The 18,966-nt window shown below is 67.7% G+C and carries 20 protein-coding genes; 6 read left to right on the top strand and 14 right to left on the bottom strand.

The window, feature by feature from the left end; translation table 11 throughout:
* Positions 1-20 precede the first annotated feature (20 nt).
* Together AXYL_RS20950 and AXYL_RS20945 are read left to right on the top strand one after the other, a co-directional pair.
* Positions 21-1,199: a RhtX/FptX family siderophore transporter gene (locus tag AXYL_RS20950; protein WP_041655827.1), complete on the top strand. Its 1,179-nt coding sequence runs from the start codon at positions 21-23 to the stop codon at positions 1,197-1,199.
* A gap of 65 nt (positions 1,200-1,264) precedes the next feature.
* Positions 1,265-2,518 carry an Hsp70 family protein gene (locus tag AXYL_RS20945; protein WP_013394859.1) on the top strand — a complete coding sequence of 418 codons (1,254 nt, stop codon included), beginning with the start codon at positions 1,265-1,267 and terminating at the stop codon, positions 2,516-2,518.
* A 5-nt stretch (positions 2,519-2,523) separates the two neighbouring features.
* Here AXYL_RS20945 and AXYL_RS20940 read toward each other — a convergent pair whose 3' ends face one another.
* The gene (locus AXYL_RS20940; RefSeq protein ID WP_013394858.1) at positions 2,524-3,444 is read right to left on the bottom strand and encodes a LysR substrate-binding domain-containing protein; all 921 of its coding nucleotides are present in this window, start codon (positions 3,442-3,444) and stop codon (positions 2,524-2,526) included.
* A 163-nt stretch (positions 3,445-3,607) separates the two neighbouring features.
* On the opposite strand from AXYL_RS20940, the gene AXYL_RS20935 reads away from it, so the two are divergent.
* From AXYL_RS20935 to AXYL_RS20925, 3 genes are all read left to right on the top strand, one after another.
* Positions 3,608-4,627, top strand: coding sequence for a zinc-dependent alcohol dehydrogenase family protein (locus tag AXYL_RS20935; RefSeq protein ID WP_013394857.1), 1,020 nt, complete (start codon positions 3,608-3,610; stop codon positions 4,625-4,627).
* Positions 4,628-4,716: 89 nt separating this feature from the next.
* Complete coding sequence (locus AXYL_RS20930) at positions 4,717-5,304, top strand: NUDIX domain-containing protein (RefSeq protein ID WP_013394856.1); 588 nt, start codon at positions 4,717-4,719, stop codon at positions 5,302-5,304.
* A gap of 26 nt (positions 5,305-5,330) precedes the next feature.
* Positions 5,331-5,666, top strand: a complete 336-nt coding sequence (locus AXYL_RS20925) for a 2Fe-2S iron-sulfur cluster-binding protein (protein WP_013394855.1) — start codon at positions 5,331-5,333, stop codon at positions 5,664-5,666.
* Here the strand turns inward: AXYL_RS20925 and AXYL_RS20920 are convergent.
* The 8 genes from AXYL_RS20920 to AXYL_RS20885 all read right to left on the bottom strand — a co-directional run bounded on the left by AXYL_RS20920 (position 5,647) and on the right by AXYL_RS20885 (position 11,662).
* A complete protein-coding gene (locus AXYL_RS20920; RefSeq protein ID WP_237709921.1) occupies positions 5,647-6,132 on the bottom strand; it encodes a hypothetical protein in 486 nt (161 codons plus the stop codon). The genes AXYL_RS20925 and AXYL_RS20920 overlap by 20 nt on opposite strands.
* Entirely contained in the window at positions 6,083-6,784 is a 702-nt protein-coding gene (locus AXYL_RS20915; RefSeq protein WP_013394853.1) for a DUF899 domain-containing protein, read from the bottom strand. Before AXYL_RS20915 ends, AXYL_RS20920 begins: the two co-directional genes overlap by 50 nt.
* Positions 6,785-6,838: 54 nt before the next feature.
* Complete coding sequence (locus tag AXYL_RS20910) at positions 6,839-7,303, bottom strand: SRPBCC family protein (protein ID WP_013394852.1); 465 nt, start codon at positions 7,301-7,303, stop codon at positions 6,839-6,841.
* Complete coding sequence (locus AXYL_RS20905; RefSeq protein ID WP_013394851.1) at positions 7,189-7,641, bottom strand: ArsR/SmtB family transcription factor; 453 nt, start codon at positions 7,639-7,641, stop codon at positions 7,189-7,191. Before AXYL_RS20905 ends, AXYL_RS20910 begins: the two co-directional genes overlap by 115 nt.
* A gap of 62 nt (positions 7,642-7,703) precedes the next feature.
* Positions 7,704-9,008 carry an MFS transporter gene (locus tag AXYL_RS20900; RefSeq protein ID WP_013394850.1) on the bottom strand — a complete coding sequence of 435 codons (1,305 nt, stop codon included), beginning with the start codon at positions 9,006-9,008 and terminating at the stop codon, positions 7,704-7,706.
* Between the two features lie 194 nt (positions 9,009-9,202).
* The gene (locus AXYL_RS20895) at positions 9,203-10,339 is read right to left on the bottom strand and encodes a hypothetical protein (protein WP_041655825.1); all 1,137 of its coding nucleotides are present in this window, start codon (positions 10,337-10,339) and stop codon (positions 9,203-9,205) included.
* A 62-nt stretch (positions 10,340-10,401) separates the two neighbouring features.
* Positions 10,402-11,130, bottom strand: coding sequence for a helix-turn-helix domain-containing protein (locus tag AXYL_RS20890; RefSeq protein ID WP_013394848.1), 729 nt, complete (start codon positions 11,128-11,130; stop codon positions 10,402-10,404).
* Positions 11,131-11,227: 97 nt separating this feature from the next.
* A complete protein-coding gene (locus AXYL_RS20885) occupies positions 11,228-11,662 on the bottom strand; it encodes a gamma-glutamylcyclotransferase (protein WP_013394847.1) in 435 nt (144 codons plus the stop codon).
* Positions 11,663-11,798: 136 nt separating this feature from the next.
* Here AXYL_RS20885 and clpB point away from each other — a divergent pair, with 136 nt between their 5' ends.
* Positions 11,799-14,405, top strand: coding sequence for an ATP-dependent chaperone ClpB (clpB, locus tag AXYL_RS20880; RefSeq protein WP_013394846.1), 2,607 nt, complete (start codon positions 11,799-11,801; stop codon positions 14,403-14,405).
* A gap of 151 nt (positions 14,406-14,556) precedes the next feature.
* On the opposite strand, the gene AXYL_RS20875 is transcribed toward clpB, so the two are convergent.
* From AXYL_RS20875 to AXYL_RS20855, 5 genes are all read right to left on the bottom strand, one after another.
* Positions 14,557-14,985 (bottom strand): DUF1641 domain-containing protein, encoded by a 429-nt coding sequence (locus tag AXYL_RS20875; protein ID WP_013394845.1) that lies wholly within the window; start codon positions 14,983-14,985, stop codon positions 14,557-14,559.
* Entirely contained in the window at positions 14,982-16,172 is a 1,191-nt protein-coding gene (locus AXYL_RS20870) for an FAD/NAD(P)-binding oxidoreductase (RefSeq protein ID WP_013394844.1), read from the bottom strand. The genes AXYL_RS20875 and AXYL_RS20870 overlap by 4 nt, the downstream gene beginning before the upstream one ends.
* 74 nt (positions 16,173-16,246) lie before the next feature.
* Positions 16,247-16,624: a Rieske (2Fe-2S) protein gene (locus AXYL_RS20865; RefSeq protein ID WP_013394843.1), complete on the bottom strand. Its 378-nt coding sequence runs from the start codon at positions 16,622-16,624 to the stop codon at positions 16,247-16,249.
* Positions 16,599-17,471 (bottom strand): intradiol ring-cleavage dioxygenase, encoded by an 873-nt coding sequence (locus AXYL_RS20860; protein WP_013394842.1) that lies wholly within the window; start codon positions 17,469-17,471, stop codon positions 16,599-16,601. Before AXYL_RS20860 ends, AXYL_RS20865 begins: the two co-directional genes overlap by 26 nt.
* A gap of 9 nt (positions 17,472-17,480) precedes the next feature.
* Positions 17,481-18,941: an aldehyde dehydrogenase family protein gene (locus tag AXYL_RS20855; protein WP_013394841.1), complete on the bottom strand. Its 1,461-nt coding sequence runs from the start codon at positions 18,939-18,941 to the stop codon at positions 17,481-17,483.
* Positions 18,942-18,966: the final 25 nt, after the last annotated feature.

Here is an 18,966-nt window from a genome sequence, read left to right as displayed (position 1 = left end):
ATCGCAATGCAGACGGACGCATGTTCGTGATGATAGGCGCCCTGTATTTCTCCCAGGGCATACCGCTGGGCGTGGCCATGGAGGCTTTGCCCACGCTGCTGCGCCGCGATGGCGCGGACCTGCACGCGCTGGCCTGGCTGCCGCTGGTTGGCTTGCCGTGGGTGCTGAAGTTCCTGTGGGCGCCCGTGGTGGACAACCGCTGGACCGGCGCCATGGGCCGGCGGCGCAGCTGGATCCTGCCGATGCAGGCCATCGTGCTGGCCTGCCTGCTGGCGCTGGCCTTCCTGGGCATCGATGCCGCTGCGGCGGGCTGGGTGGTGGCGCTGATGGCATTGGCGTCGCTGGCCAGCGCGACGCAGGACATCGCCACCGACGGCCTGACGGCGGAACGCTTCCATGGGCAGGCGTTGGCGCGCGCCAACGCTGTGCAGGTCGGCGGCACGATGGTGGGCTTTTTCTTTGGCGGGCCGGGCTGCCTGGTGCTGGCCGGCCATGTGGGCCAGACCGGCGCGCTGTTGATGTTGGCGGCGGTGGTGGCGTTCAGCCTGTTGCTGGCAGCCGCCTGGCGCGAAACCGCGCTGACGGCGCCCGCGGCGCGGCAGCGCGCCACGCTGGCGGCCTTCGTGCGGCGTCCCGGCGCCTGGGCCCTGGCCGCGGCCGCGTTCCTGTCGGCCATGACCGCGGTGGCGGGCTACGGCCTGTCCAAGCTGTTCCTGGTGGATGCGGGCTGGGCGGTCGAGGCGGTGGGGCGCATCGGCATGGCGGGCGGCGTGGTGACGGTGCTGCTGGGCTGCGGCGGCGGCGCATGGCTGATCGGCCGGCTGGGTGCGCGTGCCGTGCTGGCGCTGGGCCTGGCCGCCTCGGGCGCGGCGGCGCTGGCCTGGCTGGCGCAGGCCCAGGGCTGGACGCCGGCGCAGGCCGGCACGGCCTTGGGGGCGCAGGCGCTGGGCGCGTTCGGCGCGGGCGCCGCGTCCGTGGCCCTGATGACGCTGGCCATGCGCTTCGCCAGCCGGGGCGAGCAGGCCGGCACCGACATGACCGCGGTGCAGAGCGCCCGCGACCTGGGCGAGATCCTGACCTCGTCGCTCATGACCGGGCTGGCGGCCCAGGTCGGCTACGCCGGCGGCTTTGCCAGCGGCCTGCTGGTGGCCGCCGCGACGCTGGCGTTCACGGCCAGGGCGCTGGCGCGCGCGGGCTGATATGGCGATTCTGGCGGTTGCGGCTACACTTGTGCGCCGTTTTGCTTTCAGCCCCAGAATTCCTCATGATTTCCACCGCATGCGGCGTCGACTTCGGCACGTCCAATTCCACCGTGGGCTGGAGCCGCCCCGATCAGCGCGCGCTCCTGGCCCTGGAAGACGGCAAGACCACCTTGCCTTCGGCCATTTTCTTCCATGATGAAGACGCCGAGGTCAGCTATGGCCGCGCCGCCATCTCCGACTACCTGGCCGGCTACGACGGGCGCCTGATGCGCTCGATGAAGAGCCTGCTGGGCAGCTCGCTGATCGATGGCTCGACCGAAGTGCAGGGCCGTTCGATTCCGTTCCGCGTCCTGCTGACGCGCTTCATCGCCGAACTCAAGCTCCGCGCCGAAACCGCGGCGGGTCGCGGCTTCACGCGCGCCGTGCTGGGCCGGCCGGTGTTCTTCGTGGACGACAACCCCGCCGCCGACCAGACCGCCCAGGACACGCTGGGCGAGATCGCGCGCAGCGTGGGCTTTACCGATATCGAATTCCAGTTCGAACCGCTGGCGGCCGCATTCGACTATGAATCGCAGATCGACCGCGAAGAGCTGGTGCTGGTCATCGACATCGGTGGCGGCACCTCCGACTTTTCGTTGATCCGCCTGGGACCCGGCCGCGCCGCCAAGGCCGACCGCCGCGAGGACATCCTGGCGTATGGCGGCGTGCACATCGGCGGGGTGGACTTCGACAAGCAGCTCAGCCTGGCCCACGTGATGCCGATGCTGGGGCTGGGCAGCCAGCTGCGCAGCGGCAAGGACGTGCCGTCCACGCAATACGGCAACCTGGCGTGCTGGCACACCATCAACCAGGCCTATACCCGCAAGGCGGCCGAGCACTTCGCCTACATCCGCGCCGAAGCCGGCGACCGCGAGAAGATCGATCTGCTGCTCAACCTGGTCAAACAGCGCGCCGGCCACTGGGTGGCGGTGCAGGTCGAAGAGGCCAAGATTGCGCTGTCGGAAACGCCGGCCGCGCGCATCGACCTGTCGCGCATCGCGCCGGAGCTGGGCGTGGACGTAACACGGCCGTCGTTCGACGCCTGCGTCGGCCGGTTGATCGAGAAGGTCGAGGCCACGGTGGGCGCGCTGCTGCGCGATGCCGGCGTGTCGACGTCCGACGTGGACACGGTGTTCTTCACCGGCGGCTCCAGCCGCGTGCCGCGCTTGCGCGAATCCGTCTCGGCCCTGGTGCCGGACGCCCGCAGCGTCGAAGGCGACCTGTTCGGCAGCATCGGCGCCGGCCTGGCGCTGGACGCCCGCCGCAAGTTCGGCTGAGCGGCTCAGGCGGCCAGCATGGCCGGCACGCGCGCCGCCAGCGCATCAATGGCGGCGCGTGTCTTGGACGGCAGGTAGCGCGCTTGCGGCCAGACCGCATGCACCTCTTGCGCGGCCAGGCGGTCGCCGTGCATCAGCACGTCCAACTCTCCGGTGCGCACATAGTGCGTCAGCATCCAGCAGGGCAGCCAGGCGAGCCCCGCACCGGCGATGGCGGCATCCGCGATGGCTTGCAGGTCGTCCAGCCGCAGGCACGGCCGCAAGCGTAGCTGCATGACCTGATCGTCCGCTCCCTTCACGGTCCAGCCTCTCTCGATGCCGTTGTGCGTGTAGGCGATGCAGGAGTGCTGCGTCAGCTCGTCCACCGTGGTTGGACGGCCGTGCGCCTGGATGTAGGCGGGAGACGCTCCGATTCCCATTGTCTGCATGCCCAGCCGGCGCGCGGCCAGGCTGGCGCTGTCGGGCAGCTCGCCCACGCGGATACCCAGGTCATAGCCTTCCTCGATCAGGTCCACCACCCGGTCGTTGAAGGAGATCTCGATCTGCAGCTGCGGATGTTGCAGCGCCAGTTCGCGCAGCACCGGCGCGACGCAGTGCCGGCCGAACACCAGGGGCGCGCTGACCCGCAGGCGTCCCTGGGGCTCGCGGCGGCCGCTGTCCAGCTCGGCTTCGGCGGTCTGCAGCTCGGCCAGCGCGCGCACGCAACGGTCGTAGTAGGCCTGGCCGTCGTCGGTCAGGCTCTGCTGACGGGTGGTGCGGTGGAACAGCCGCGCGCCCAGGCGCGCCTCCAGCCGCGCGATGGACTTGCCCACCGCCGAGCGCGTCAGGTTCAGGCGTTCTGCCGCCAGCGCGAAGCTGCCTGCCTCAACGGCCTGCACAAAGACTTCGATGCCGCTCAGTCTGTCATAGGTGATCGCGGTTGCCATCACGGGCTCCTTCGTCCTGATTGGTTCCAATTTGGAATCGGTAAAAAGAAAAAGATTCGCCACTGGGGAAATTAATTCCCATATATCTTATCGGTACTTGGCCGCCACATCTAGCGGCAGACGCCGAAAGGCGGCTTTCTTGAACCGATACAGGAGAAACAACATGCAGGCCTACACCATCACCAGCGGCAAGGACATCGCTTCGCTGGAACGCGTCACGCGTCAACCGCGCAGCCTGGCTCCCCTGGAGCTGCGCGTGCGCATCAAGGCGGTGTCGCTGAACTATCGCGATCTCATGGTGGCGCGCGGCGAGTATCTGAAGGGTTCGGGCGACCCGGTCATACCCGCCTCCGACGCCGCGGGCGAGGTGATCGAGGTGGGCGCGGGCGTGACCCGCTTCAAGATCGGCGACCGCGTCATGGGCGCGTTCATGCCGGACTGGATCGATGGCGAACCCACGCCCGCCACCGTGGCGCTGGCCCCGGGCGCCGCCACCGACGGCCTGCTGTCCACCGAGAGCATCTTTTCCGAGCATGCCCTGGTCGCCACGCCGGACTCCCTGAGCGATGAGCAGGCCTCGACCCTGCCTTGCGCCGCCGTCACCGCATGGAACGCGCTGTTCGTTGCCGGACGCGCCAAGGCGGGCCAGACGGCGCTGTTCCTGGGTACCGGGGGCGTTTCCATCTGGGGCCTGCAACTGGCCAAGGCGGCCGGCATGCGCGCCATCATCACCTCGTCCAGCGCCGACAAGCTGGCCCGGGCGCGCGAACTGGGCGCGGACCTGACGATCAACTACCGCGAGACGCCGCAATGGCAGGACGAGGTGCTGCGCCTGACCGGCGGCGAAGGCGCGCATGTGGTGGTGGAAGTCGGCGGCGAAGGCACGCTGGAACGTTCCGTGGCGGCCGCGCGCATGGGCGGCACCATCGCGGTCATCGGCGGCGTCAGCGGCTTTGCGGCCGTGCCGGTGGCGCCCTTGGCCCTGATTGCGGGCGTCAAGCGCCTGGAAGGCATCTTCGTCGGCAGCCGCAAGATGCTTGAGGACGTGGCGCGCTTTGTCGACGTGGCGCGCATCGCCCCTGTCATCGACCGCGTGTACTCGTTTGCCGAAGCGCGCGAGGCCTTCGAGCACCTGGCGTCGGGCCGGCACTTCGGCAAGATCGTCATCCGGGTCGCGGAGTAGGCGTCATCGGGGGAGGCGGGCAGCGATGGTAAGCTCGTGCTGCCCGCGTGGGCCAGCCGCCTGCGTGTTCCTTGAGGTAGCCGACCCCCATGACCCGCAAGCCCGATTCCCATCTCGAAGAAAAACTCGTTGCCAGCGAGGCGCCGTACAACGGCGCCTTCCTGAAGATCCGCCGCGACACGGTCAGCCTGCCCAACGGCAACACGGCCACGCGCGAATATGTGGTGCATCCGGGCGCGGTGGTGGTGATTCCGCTGCTGGATGATGGCCGGGTCTTGCTGGAACGGCAGTTCCGCTATCCCATCGGGCGCGTGATGACGGAATTTCCCGCGGGCAAGCTGGACCCGGGCGAGGATCCGCTGGTTTGCGGCAAGCGTGAACTGCTGGAGGAAACCGGCTACACCGCTGCGCAGTGGGCCCATGCGGGCGCCTTGCACCTGGCCATCGCCTATTCCACCGAGATCATCCACATCTACTTCGCCCGCGGCCTGCGCGCCGGACCACGCCAGCTGGACCAGGATGAATTCCTGGACGTGATCAGCGCGGACCCCGCCGAACTGATCGCGGCTTGCGCCCAGGGCGAAGTCACCGACGCCAAGACGCTGACCTGCGTGCTGTGGATGCAGAACGTGCTGTCGGGCGCCTGGCAGCTGGACTGGCAGGACAACGCGGGCTGAGGCCCGCCCGCGAGATCCGTCCAACCATGTCCGCATTTCCCGTTCTGGTGCAGCCTGCCGGCCTGCGCTTCGATGCGCCGGCCGATACCTCCGTGCTGCTGGCGGCCCAGGCCGCCGGCATCAAGCTGCCCAGCTCGTGCCGCAACGGCACCTGCCGCGCCTGCATGTGCCTGCTGCTGGAAGGAGAGATCTCCTACAGCATCGAATGGCCGGGGCTGTCGCGCGACGAGAAGGAAGAAGGCTGGATCCTGCCCTGCGTGGCGCGGGCCGGATCCGCGCTTGAAATCCAGGCGCCGCTGGCCGCGCCCATCGAGGCCGCGCCAGGGACGCCGCCGCGCCCGCTTACCGGAGCGCGGCGCTAGCGGCGGCGATCAGCACCCCAGCGGCCATGGCGGCCGCCATGCCCAGCGCCATGCCCGCGGCCATGCCGCCGAACGGCGCGGCGCCCGCGGCCAGGGCCGCCGCCATGCCCCATTGAGCCCCCGCCAGCATGCCCAGCCCCATCGCCAGCGCGCAGGCCAGCCGCGCAGCCATGCGGGGAGCGCCCGGCAGCGGCAACAATGCGGCGATCAGCATGGCCGCGCTGCTGGCGGGCATCAGGGCGGCATGGCGCCACGCCTGCTCCAGCAATCCGCCGGGCGCCGCGCACTGGCTGGCCAGCAGCGCCGCAGGCGTGCGCAGCGTATCCGCCCACAGGCCCGCGGCCATGGCGGCGGTGCAGGCCAGCCACAGGAATGCCGCGTCGGAGGCCAGGCGGACGGCACGGCCAGGCTTGGGCCTAGCCGCAGGCGTGGCAGGCGTGCGCCGGGGCGTCGTCGTAGCGGTCATGGTGGCGTACCCAGTCGCCCAGATTGAAGTGCGGGCCGTGCTCGTTGCGGCCCAGCGGCGCGAAGTCCAGGTAGTTGTAGGCGCCGGCCAGCCGCTCCACCCCGCGCGAGAAGCTTGAATAGGTATGGAAGATTTCGCCGTCCGGGTCGCGGAAAAACGCGCTGGCGCCGGAATTTTCCTCCATGCCGCCGTCGGCCTTGGGCACGCTGGCCTGCAGGTCGAAGTTGAAATCGCAGCCTTCGGACGAATACCAGGGGAAGCGCCAGCCCATGCGCCGCTTGAACGCGTCCAGCTTGGCGTACGGAGCCCGCGACACGGCGACCACCGTCACGTCATGCTGGCGCAGGTGCAAGATCGCGCTGTCCATGTGGTCCGCCAGGAACGAGCAGCCCACGCAGCCTTCTTCCCAGTCCGGGCCGAACATGAAGTGGTAGACGATGAGCTGGCTTCTGCCCTGGAACAGCTCGGCCAGGCCCACGGCGCCGGCCTCGCCCTCGAAGCGGTAAGGCTTGTCCACCTTGACCCAGGGCAGCGCCATGCGCTCGCGGGCCAGGGCGTCGTGGGCCCGGGTCAGTTCTTTCTCGCGGCGCAGCAGCGCCTCGCGGGCGATGTCCCATTGCGCTCGGGATACGACGGGGTGATCGGTCTGCATCGTGTGTCTCCTCGGAACGGGCCGGTAGGCCCGGGTAGGGCGAGTGGCCGGGATTCAGGCCGGATTCGCCAGATGGGCCGCCAGCCGCTCCAGCGCGCCAGCCCAGCCATGCTGATGGCTGTCGCGGGTGGCCTGGTCGACGAACGGGGTCTGCAGGAAGGCGAGCTCGGTGCCGCCGCCCGCGGGGGTGAATTCAAGCGTGATCAACGAGACTTCGGCGGGCGTGTCGCGCCAGGCCCAGGTGAAGACCAGCCGGCGTTGCGGCTCGACTTCGCGGTAGTGGCCGCTGGCATGGTGCTCCAGACCGTCCTCGGTGGCGAAGCCCACCTCATAGGCGCCGCCCACGCGCACATCGGTTTCCGCCCGCAGTACCTTGCGGGTCTCGGCCGGGCCGAACCAGCGCATCAGCGCTTGCGGGTCCGTCCAGGCGCGCCAGACGCGTTCGACGGGGGCGTCGAAGCGCCGCTTGAGCCGGAGTTCGATGGGGGCTGATTCGTCTTGGGTGCTTCGGTTTTCCATGGGTGGACCTCTTCCTCGTGGTACAGGTACCGCGCCAGCGAATCCAGCTGTCCGCTCCAGAACTTCTCGTAGCGGGCCAGCCAGTCGGATGCCGCCCGCATGGGTTCGGGCGACAGCGTGCAATTGACGACGCGGCCGTCCTTGGCGCGGGCGATCAGGCCGGCGTCTTCCAGCACGCGCAGATGCTTCATGAAGGCGGGCAGGGACATGGCGTGCGGCCGGGCCAGCTCGCTGACCGAGGCCGCGCCTTGTTCCAGGTCGGCCAGCACCCGGCGCCGCGTGCCGTCGGCCAGGGCCGAGAAGATGCTGTCGAGCATGTCGTCTTTAAACTTAACCATAGGGTTAAGTATTAAGCCGCAACGGCATGGCTGTCAAGCAACAAAGTTGGCGCGATCAGGAATCAGGCGTGCTGGTGCATGGCCGAGCGGTGCTTGGTGTCGCGCATGGTGGCGTACACCAGCAGCGACAGGAAGATGATCCCAGCGAGGTAGTAGTAGAACCACTCCTCATGCCCTTGCTGCTTGAAGAACAGGGCGATGGCCGGCGCCGTGCCGCCGAAGATCGACACCGTCACGGCGTAGGGCACGGCGACGCCGGTGGCGCGGATGTTGGTGGGGAAGAGTTCCGCCTTCACCACCGCGTTGATGGAGGTGTAGCCGGCCGTGAACACCCAGGCGCCGCAGATCAGCAGAAAGGCCATGAAGGGCGAGCGCGTGTGCGACAGCGTCATCAGGATGGGTACGGTGAGCGCGGCGCCCGCCACGCCGAAGAACACCAGCAGCGGCTTGCGCCCGATCTTGTCGGACAGCGCGCCATAGACCGGCTGCAGGATCAGCGCGAAGATCAGCGAGCCGGCGATGATGTAGGTCGTGACGATATCGGAGAAGCCCGAGGTCTGCCGCACGAAGGTCTGCATGTACGTCGTGAAGGTATAGAACGCCGCGGTGCCGCCGGCAGTCAGGCCCACCACGATCGCTACCTCGCGCGGATACTGCAGCAGGCCGCGCAGCGAACTGGTCTGCGGCTTGGGCGCCTTCTGCGCTTCCTTGTACGAGTCCGTCTCGGGCATGTCGCGCCGCATCAGGGCGGTGATGATGGCCAGCATGGCGCCGATCACGAAGGGAATGCGCCAGCCCCATTCCACCAGCTGCTGGTGGGTCAGGAACACGTTCTGCAGCAGCAACAGCACCAGGATGGCGCAGAGTTGGCCGCCTATCAGGGTGACGTACTGGAAGCTGGAATAGAAGCCGCGATGCTCGGGGTCCGCGATCTCGGTCAGGTAGGTGGCGCTGGCGCCGTACTCGCCGCCCAGGCTCAGGCCTTCGACCACGCGCGCCAGCGCCAGCAGGGCCGGCGCGGCCAGGCCTATGGTGGCGTAGGTGGGCGTGATGGCGATGATCAGCGAGCCCACGCACATCATCCCCACCGACACCATCAGCGACAGACGCCGCCCGTGCCGGTCCGCCAGATGGCCGAACAGCCAGCCGCCCAGCGGGCGCACGATGAAGCCGGCCGCGAACAGCGTGGCCGCGTTCAGTTGCTGGACGACGGGATCGTGGGAGGGAAAGAAGGCGGGGGCGAAGTACAGCGCGAAGGCGGTGTAGGCATAGAAGTCATACCATTCCACCAGATTGCCCATGGAGCCGATGAAGATCGCCTTGATGCGGCGCTTTGCGTCGGGGATGTCGAGATATGCTTGCGTCATATCCGTCCTTCGGGTGCGTTTGTCGGGGGACGCCGGACACGCGCTCGCCGCCTCGACCCATGACGGCGGGCCAGCCGCGAAATGGAACACGCATTGCGTTATGTTGCGCCTGCCCGTGCCGAAATGCACGCTCTGCGGCGCTGTTTTTCGTTCAGTTTTTTGTCAGGCCTGCGCGCCGAATGGGGCGCGCCGCCTTACTTGCCGCGCGGCTTGATGACTACGCAGGGCGCGGCGCCGTCGGCCGTCTGGGCCTCGTCGCCCAGCAGCGCCCGCGTGCCGCAGACCGAGCCGAACATGCTCTTGCTGTTGTGGCCGATGCCGGCTACTTCGAACGCGCGCCGATGCAGCGTCACGGGCCTGGCGCCGCGTGCCGCCAGCACGTGCTCGTATTGCACATAGCCCGTGCCGCGCGCCAGCCGGGTCGCGCCCTGGGCTTCGGCGCCACAGGTCTTGTCCAGCAGGCGGTCTTCGGGATTGTTGTCGGCCCCGCCCAGCAGATAGGTGACGTCGCGCGCCGCGTAGCGCACGAAGAGCTTGGACTCGTCGGTCTCGCGCGAATAGGCGGGCAGCTTGTCCGGGCCGTACTTGTACTGGTTGTAGGTGGGGCAGATGCCGCGTTCGTAGGGCGCATAGCCCTTGCCGTCGGCGCGCGGGCGTTCGTTGCTCAGGTACAGGTAGGACGAGGGATTGGCGATGACGTAGCGCAGCGCCAGTCCGTCGCGTCGCAGCGGGCCGTCGATGTTGTTCAGCACCGCATAGCGCTGCACCAGTTGCGCTCCGGCCGAGTGGCCGGCCAGCACGATGCCGGCCAGCGAGGCCAGGCGCTTGCGGTCGTCCAGGCTGCGCAGCAGGTCGTCCAGCACCTGGAATGAGCTGACCGGCGCGGGGCGTCCCGTGGCCTGCACGCTGTCTTCGCCGTCCTCCCAACTGGCCTTGCGCCATGCCGCCATGCCGCCGAAGCCCGAATCGATCGAGCCCGAGAAGCGCGGCGCCAGGATCAGGGTGTCACGGGCCCGCTCGGGGTTGTGCGCCAGCAGGGCGGCGACGGATTCGTAATAGCGGTCGGCATCGCGCTTGACGCCGTGGATCACGACCACGACCTGCTTGATGTTGCGCAGGTCGTCCTTTGCCAGGTCGCGGTTGGCGTAGACCGGCATCTTGTAGCGGTGGCCGGGCTTGCCCAGTTCCACGGACTGCCAGCGCAAGGGCGCCGCGCGCTTGGGCGCGGGCGCGGTTTCGCTATAGTCGTAGGGATCAGGCAGCGGCGTCTGCGCGTACGCAGCCAGCGGCGCGAGCGCCGCCAGGGCGCACCAGGCTGCCAGGGCGCGCATGCGTCCCGGGCGCGCTTGAAGCAGGGGGAGGATGGGCGCGCGGCGCATGGCGCGGCGGGCGTTCAGCAGCTCTCTTGGCCCAGCAGCTGCTTGAGCGCGGGCAGGTCCAGGATGCGGACCTCGCGCTGGTTGATCTTGATGAGGCCGTCGCGCGCGAAGCGCGAGAACAGCCGGCTGACCGTTTCCAGGGTCAGGCCGAGGTAGTTGCCGATTTCCTCGCGGCTCATGCGCAGCACGAACTCGGTGGAGGAATAGCCCAGCGACGCATAGCGCTGCGACAGGTTCAGCAGGAACGCGGCCAGGCGCTGTTCGGAGCGCATGGAGCCCAGCGAGGCCAGCATCTGGTGCGAACGGTTGATCTCGCGGCTCATCAGGCGGCGGAACTGCTGCTGCAGCGAGGGCAGGTGGGCCGCGACCCGGTCGATATCGGCCAGGCGGATGACACAGACCTCGGAATCTTCCAGCGCGACGGCGGTCGAAACGTGCTTGCCATCCAGCATGCCGTCCATGCCGACGATTTCGCCGGGCAGGTGGAAGCCGGTGACCTGGATCTGGCCGGTCGCGTCTTCCAACTGCGTCTTGAGGCTGCCGAAGCGCACGCTGTAGACGGCGTCGAGCGGGTGGTTCAGCGAATAGAGCGGCTTGCCTTTTTCAAGGCGCACACGTTCCCTGACCAGTTCGTCCAGCTTTTCCACTTCGGCGGCTGCCATGCCCACGGGCACGCACACATGCCCCAGCATGCAGGTGGAGCAGTGGGCGGCATCAGGGGCAACGGGGACCCGTTTTTGCATACGATGACCTCTATAGTGCCCATTGCGCGGACGCATGCCGGCATGGGTATAAAGCTTAAGACAAGCTGTATTGTAGTCCGTTGTTACTACGGGCGTCTTACCGGCCCCTCGGGAGGGGGCGGGCAAGGCGGTATGCGACCCAATCGTCGGCGTCGATATCGGCTGCCGTGCCGCGCAGGGCCGGGTCTATCGGGTAGTACTGGCAGCGCAGTTCGGAGGCTGCCGCGGGCGGTTCCAGACGCGCCAGGACCTCGCGCCGCACGAAGCAACAGGGCTTGCCGGGCTGGTACTCCTCGATTTCGTCCATCAGGGCCACCAGGGCCGGCGCGACCTGGAACACGTCGCCGCGCACGCGCCGACCGTCGTCCACGGGGATCAGGCCCGGCCAGTCGCCGAAGTCCACCAGTCTGCCCGGCACGCTGGCCCGGCCGACGTAGCGCGCCGCCGGCAGCCCGCGCCGCGCGGCGGCTTGCGCCAGATCATTGATTTCGCCCGCGCGTAGCGTGCCGTAGACAAAAACGTATATGCTCATAAGTCAGATTGTTGCTGCACGTCGAAAAACCATGGCGCGGGCAAGGTGTTGAAATTCTCGCATCTGGCCGCATATTCAGGATATCGAGCCAGCCGGCACGTATCGGTCAGGCTCCCCAACAAGCCAAACGACCATTATGCGATTCGACAAACTGACCACCAAGTTCCAGCAAGCCCTGGCCGACGCCCAAAGTCTGGCCGCCCGCAACGACCACCCCTATATCGAGCCCATCCACGTGCTCTCCGCCTTGCTGTCGGATTCCGACAGCGGCGCGGGCAGCCTGCTGGCGCGCGCCGGCGTAGCCGTCAACCGGGTGCAGTCGGCCATCGACAGCGCCTTGAAGTCCCTGCCGCAGGTGCAGGGCGACGATAACGTCCAGGTCGGCCGCGACCTGCAGGCGGTGCTGACGCGCACCGACAAGGAAGCCGCGCGCCGTGGCGATACCTACATCGCCAGCGAACTGTTCCTGCTGGCCCTGGCCGACGACAAAGGCGACGCCGGCCGCATCCTGCGTGATGCGGGTCTGCAGAAAAAGGCCCTGGAAGCCGCCATCGACGCCGTGCGCGGCGGCGAGAACGTCTCCGGCGCGGAAGGCGAATCCAACCGCGAAGCCCTGTCCAAGTACACCATGGACCTGACCGAGCGCGCCCGCCAGGGCAAGCTCGATCCGGTGATCGGCCGCGACGATGAAATCCGCCGCACCATCCAGATCCTGCAGCGCCGCACCAAGAACAACCCGGTGCTGATCGGCGAACCCGGCGTGGGCAAGACCGCCATCGTCGAAGGCCTGGCGCAGCGCATCGTCAACGACGAAGTTCCCGAAACCCTGCGCGGCAAGCGCGTGCTGTCGCTGGACCTGGCCGCGCTGCTGGCCGGCGCCAAGTTCCGCGGCGAATTCGAGGAACGCCTGAAAGCCGTACTTAAGGAGCTGTCGCTGGACGACGGCAGCAACATCGTCTTCATCGACGAACTCCACACCATGGTGGGCGCAGGCAAGGCCGAAGGCGCGATGGACGCGGGCAATATGCTCAAGCCGGCGCTGGCGCGCGGCGAACTGCATTGCATCGGCGCGACCACGCTCGACGAATACCGCAAGTACATCGAGAAGGACGCGGCGCTGGAGCGGCGCTTCCAGAAGGTGCTGGTCGACGAGCCCGACGTGGAGTCCACCATCGCCATCCTGCGCGGCTTGCAGGAGCGTTATGAAATTCACCACGGCGTGGAAATCACCGACCCGGCCATCGTGGCCGCGGCCGAGCTTTCGCACCGCTATATCACCGACCGCTTCCTGCCCGACAAGGCCATCGACCTGATCGACGAGGCCGGCGCGCGCATCCGCATGGAAATCGATTCCAAGCCGGAAGTGATGGACAAGCTCGACCGCCGCATCATCCAGCTCAAGATCGAGCGCGAGGCCGTCAAGAAGGAAACCGACGACGCTTCCAAGCGCCGCCTGGGCGTGATCGAGGACGAACTCGAAAAGCTGCAACGCGAATACAACGACTACGAGGAAATCTGGAAGGCCGAGAAGGCGGCCGTGCAAGGCACGCAGGCCATCAAGGAAGAAATCGACAGCGTGCGCGCCGAAATGGCGGAACTGCAGCGCAAGGGCCAGTTCGACAAGCTGGCCGAGTTGCAGTACGGCAAGCTGCCTGACCTGGAAGCGCGCCTGAAGGCGGCCGAAGTGGGCGCCGCGGAAGCGGCCGAGGACGCCGAGGGCGGCGAAGGGCGTCCGCGCCTGTTGCGCACCCGCGTCGGCGCCGAGGAAATCGCCGAGGTCGTGTCGCGCGCCACCGGCATCCCGGTGTCCAAGATGATGCAGGGCGAACGCGAGAAGCTGCTGCACATGGAGGAATACCTGCACAAGCGCGTGGTGGGCCAGGACGAGGCCGTGCGGCTGGTGTCCGACGCCATCCGGCGTTCGCGCGCCGGCCTGGCGGATCCGTCGCGGCCCTATGGTTCGTTCCTGTTCCTGGGCCCCACCGGCGTGGGCAAGACCGAACTGACGCGCGCCCTGGCCGAGTTCCTGTTCGACTCGGAAGAGCACATGATCCGCATCGACATGAGCGAATTCATGGAGAAGCATTCGGTGGCCCGCCTGATCGGCGCGCCGCCCGGATACGTGGGCTACGAAGAGGGCGGCTATCTGACCGAGGCCGTGCGCCGCAAGCCGTACTCCGTGATCCTGCTGGATGAAGTGGAAAAGGCCCATCCGGACGTCTTCAACGTGCTGCTGCAGGTGCTGGACGACGGCCGCCTGACCGACGGCCAGGGCCGCACGGTGGACTTCCGCAATACGGTCATCGTGATGACGTCCAACCTGGGCTCGCACCATATCCAGAGCCTGGCGGGCAAGCCCTACGACGTGGTCAAGGAAGTGGTGTGGGATGAACTCAAGCAGACCCTGCGTCCTGAATTCCTGAACCGCATCGATGAAGTGGTGGTGTTCCATGGCCTGGAAGCGCAGCATATCGAGTCGATTGCCCGCATCCAGCTGCGCCGCCTGGGCGAGCGCCTGGAAAAGCAGGAGATGCGCCTCGAAGTGAGCGAACCCGCGCTGGCGGAACTGGCCCGCTCCGGTTTCGATCCAGTGTTCGGCGCGCGCCCCTTGAAGCGCGCGATCCAGCAGCAGATCGAGAACCCGGTGGCTCGGCTGATCCTGGAAGGCCGCTTCGGTCCGCGCGACGTGGTGCCGGTGGATTGGCAGGACGGGCAGTTCGTCTTCACGCGGACCTTGCAGTAAACAGGTCCGGCGCGCGGCGGGCATACCGCAGCGCATAGAACAAACCCCCGGCAGCTGGACTGAAATCCAGCTGCCGGGGGTTTTTACATGCGCGGTCCTGGTATCCGCGGATGGCCGGACGCCAGGAGGTGTGCAGCCGCGCGGCGCAGCCTCAGGTAACGCCCGCGTAGTCCTTGCGCTGCGCCGCCATCTGCCGGCCCAGCGTTTGCAGCGCTCGCAGCACCACGGCCATGCCGCGGCGCGTGTCTTCGTCGCGCAGCAGGCCGATGAGGCCCGTCAGGCTCGGCGGGCGGGCTTCCTGCAGCGTGCGGGCATGGGCGTCGCGCAGGGTGTTGGCGGCGGTCCAGGCGGCGCTGCTGGCCTGCTCCGACAGCAACGCCAGCTTTTCCACCATGGACTGGTCCAACAGGTCCACCAGGTCCGAGGTCAGCGACAGCAGGTCGGCGATATTGTCCAGCCGTCCGGCTTCGGCCAGCAGCCCCAGCCTGTCGGCCAACGCGCGCGCGCCAGGTCCTCCGCCCAGGAATGCGGATGGCGTATCGGCGGCCTGGGTGGCGCTTGCTTCATGCGGCGCGTTCATAGCATTCCCCTTGCGACGGCCCAGTACAGGCCGCGGTTGAACCCGTGGCGCAGCAGGCCGCCGAGCTTGGTGGGCGGCGTGGGCAGCACGTCGTGGGTGTAGTCGTACCAGAGCGGCATGCCGGCGTTCAGCCCCATCTGGGCGACCGCCTGCACCCGGCCGTCATAGACGCTGCAAGGATGGCCCAGCCGGATCTCGCCCGCGATGTTGTTGGCGACCACGGGCGCCTGGTTGTGGCAGGAGCCGCCCGCCTTGCTGACCGGCAGGTCGACGGTGTCGCCGATGACGTAGACGTTCTGCAGGCCGTAGACCTGCAGGGTCTCGTGGTCGGTCGGCAGCCAGCCTTCATTGTTCTCGGCCTGCGACACGCCGGATTCCAGCACCACGTCCACGGCGCGTATCGGCGGCGTGGCCATGAGGATGTCGAAGGGCTGCTCGCCGCCTTCCTCCGAATAGGCGATGCGCCGCTCCGGGTCCACCCGCGACAGCGTGAAGCCGCGCTGGAACTGTATGCCTTTCTGCTCGAAGATGGCGGGCAGCACTTCGCAGGTCGGGCGTTGCAGGAACAGGCAGTTGCGCAGCAGCTGCGAGGTGGTCGGGTAGGTGTAGGCGATCTCGATCTTGTCGCGCACGCCGCGCCGCCGCAGGTAGTCGTCCAGCATCAGCGTGGTTTCAATGGGCGCGATGCCGCATTGGTGTGGGACGTTGGGCGTCTTGGGGAAGGTGACGCTGATGAACACTCGCCCGCGTTCGATGCGCGACAAGCGGTCCGCCAGCTGCCTGGCGGGCGCGTACTGGTAGAAATGATCCCCGGCTTCCTTCAGCCCTTCGATGCGTTCGGGGGATGGCACGCAGCCCGTGGCGATGACCAGGTAGTCATAGCCGTAGCGTTTGCCGCTCTGCGTGGAGACTTCCTGGCGGTCGAAGTGGAACCGCGTGACCTTGTCGACGCGGAACTCGATTTCGGGCCGCAGCAGGGAGCGTTCCGGCCGTTTCAGTTCTTCCTGGAAGAAGAGGTTGAAGGCCACGTACATGAACGCCGGTTTGTAGTAATGATCCGGCGTGTCCGAGAGCAGCGTGATGGAGACTTCGCCGCGCGTGATCTCGGGGTAGAGCTTTCCGGCCAGCTGATTGGCGAGCATGGTGCCGCCTACGCCGCCGCCTACGACAACAATACGCTTGTTCATAAACCACCTCTTATGGAGAGATTCTGAGGGCAAGTGCAATGCGTCTGTGTGTGTAGCAATTGTGGCGGGCTGCGTCAACCAGCAGGATCCAGGAGCGTGCCGCGGCCGGCGTAGACGCGTCCCGCATCCACGCGCAGTGGCTGGGGATCCAGTGCCGCGCCCTGGCAGGGGCCTTCGATGCACAGCCCGTCCTCGAAGCGGAACAAGGCCGAATGATGTGCGCACATCAGCACCTGGGCTTCATAGGTCAGGACAGCGCCGTGCGCGGCGTTCAGCGTGACGGAGAAGTGCGGACAGCGGTTCAGGTAGCCCCAGACCGACTGCCCGCGCCGCAGCAGGATCACCGGCTGCGCGCCGATGTCCACGGTCAGCGAACCGCCGTCTGGAATATCGTCGACCCGGCACAGCGCAGCCTCCGCTGCGGATTCAAGCGCGGGGCAGCACGAAGTCATAGCGCCCCTCGTGGAAGTCCGAATCGAATCCATGGCGCCGGCCCAGCGCCGAATCCGCGTGTTGCCGGTCGTATTGCAGCACCAGCGTAGGCTTCACGCCGAACACCGCATCCGACTCGAGATACGGATCCCCGGCATTGAACAGATGGGTGACCAGCCGCTGGTGTCCCGGCGCGTCGATCATGAAATGCAGGTGCGCGGGCCGGAAGACGTGGCGGCCTGTCGCCGCCATCATGCGGCCGACTGGGCCGTCGCCCGGGATCGGATAGGACACCGGCAGGATGGTGCGGATCGCGAAGTAGCCGTCCTCGCCGCTGCGGTAACGTCCTCGCAGATTGCCTTGCGGCTGCTCTACGTCCTGGCCCGAGTACATGCCGTTGGCGGCCGTCTGCCATACGTCGAGCACGGCGCCAGCCAGCGGCCGGCCTTCGGTGTCGCGGACGTACCCGTGCACCAGCGCGGGCGCGCCGGGCGTCTGCGCCATGTCCTCGCCGGCCGCGCGCTCGGGCATGCCGGCGATGTAGAAGGGGCCGAACACCGTGCTTTCGGTGGCCTGGCCGGGTTTGCGGTGGTTGATGGCGTCCACCAGCATCGACACGCCCAGCGTGTCGGACAGCAGGATGAACTCCTGCCGCACCACGCCGTCACAGATCTGGCCGGTTTCGGTCAGGAACCGGATCGCCGCCATCCATTCGGCCTCGGTGGGTTCGACGTCGGCGACGAAGGCGTGCAGGTGCCGCACCAGCGACTGCATCAACTGGCGCAGCCTGGGATCCGGCGTCTGGGCGTAGGCTGCGGCGACCGTGTCGGTCAAGGCGGTTTCAGCGTTCGGCAGGGCAGGGTTCATGGCGGCTCCTCAGCGCTTGAAATGCGGCGGCACGGCGGCGTCCACATTGACCCACACGGACCTGGCCTCAGTGTAGTCATGCATGGCCTCGAAGCCCATCTCGCGGCCATAGCCCGACTGGCCCACACCGCCGAACGGACTGCCGGGATTGACCCGCTTGTAGCAGTTGATCCAGCACATGCCGGCGTGGATGGCGCCCGCCAGCTTGTGGGCGCGCGCAAGGTCGCGCGTCCACAAACCGCTGCCCAGGCCGTAGTCGGTGGCGTTGGCGATGGCCAGCGCCTCCTCGTCGCTGCCGAAGCGCAGCACGGTGACGAAGGGGCCGAACACTTCTTCCTGCGCGACGCGGTCCCGGGGCCTGGCTTCGACGATGGTGGGCGCGACGTAGTAGCCGCGGGCCAGCTCGCCGCCGGGCGCTGTGCCGCCGGCCAGCACGCGCGCGCCCTGTTCGGCGGCAATGTTCACGTAGGACAGCACCTTGTCGCGGTGCTGGGCCGAAGTCAGCGGACCCATTTCGGTGTCGGGCGAGCGCGGATCGCCCAGGCGGATGGAGTCGGCCAGCGCCGTGAAACGCTCCAGGAAGGCATCGGCGATCTTCTCGTGCAGCATCAGGCGCGAACCCGCGATGCAGGCCTGCCCCTGGTTGTGGAAGATGGCCCAGGCCGCGCCGTTGATGGCGGCGTCGAGGTTGGCGTCGTCGAACACGATGTTGGCGCCCTTGCCGCCGAGTTCCAGCTGCACGCGCTTGAGATTGCCCTGGGACGCTTGCACGATGCGGCGGCCGGTGGCGGTGGAACCGGTGAAGGCGATCTTGCCCACGTCGGGATGTTCTGCCAGCCGCTGTCCCGCCGTGTGGCCGTAGCCGGGGACCATATTGACGACGCCTGCCGGAAAGCCCGCCTGGGCCATCAGTTCGGCGATGCGCAAGGTCGACAGCGGCGTCAGTTCGGACGGCTTGAGCACCACTGTGTTGCCGGCCGCGAGCGCGGGTCCCAGTTTCCAGCTGGTGAACATCAAGGGGAAATTCCAGGGCACGATCTGGCCGACCACGCCAATGGGCGCGCGTTGCACGTAGTTGAGGAAGCCGGCTTCCACCGGGATGACGCTGCCTTGCAGCTTGTCGGCCATGCCGCCGAAGTAGCGGAAGCAGCCGGCGGTGCGCGGCACGTCCAGGCCGCGCGTGTCGCGTATCGGATGGCCTGTGTCCAGCGTCTCCAACTGCGCCAGTTCTTCCGAGTTGGCTTCGATCAGGTCGGCCAGCTTGAGCAGCAGGCGGCCGCGTTCGGCAGCGGCCATGCGCGACCAGGCGGGAAAGGCGCGCTGCGCGGCCGCTACGGCGCGGTCCACGTCTTCGGCTTCGGCCGCGGCGATGGCGGTGATGAGGGTGGCGTCGTGCGGGTTGAGCACGTCTATCGTGCCGCCGGCGGCGGCGTCCACGAAGCGGCCGTCGATAAAGAGTTTGTTCTGCATGGCTCTGGGTACGTAATGAGTGGAA

It is taken from the genome of Achromobacter xylosoxidans A8 (genome assembly GCF_000165835.1).
GTDB classification, from domain to species: Bacteria; Pseudomonadota; Gammaproteobacteria; order Burkholderiales; family Burkholderiaceae_B; genus Achromobacter; species Achromobacter xylosoxidans_B.
Note: the sequence above shows the minus strand (reverse complement) of the source record. Positions and strands in the feature narration are given on the sequence as shown.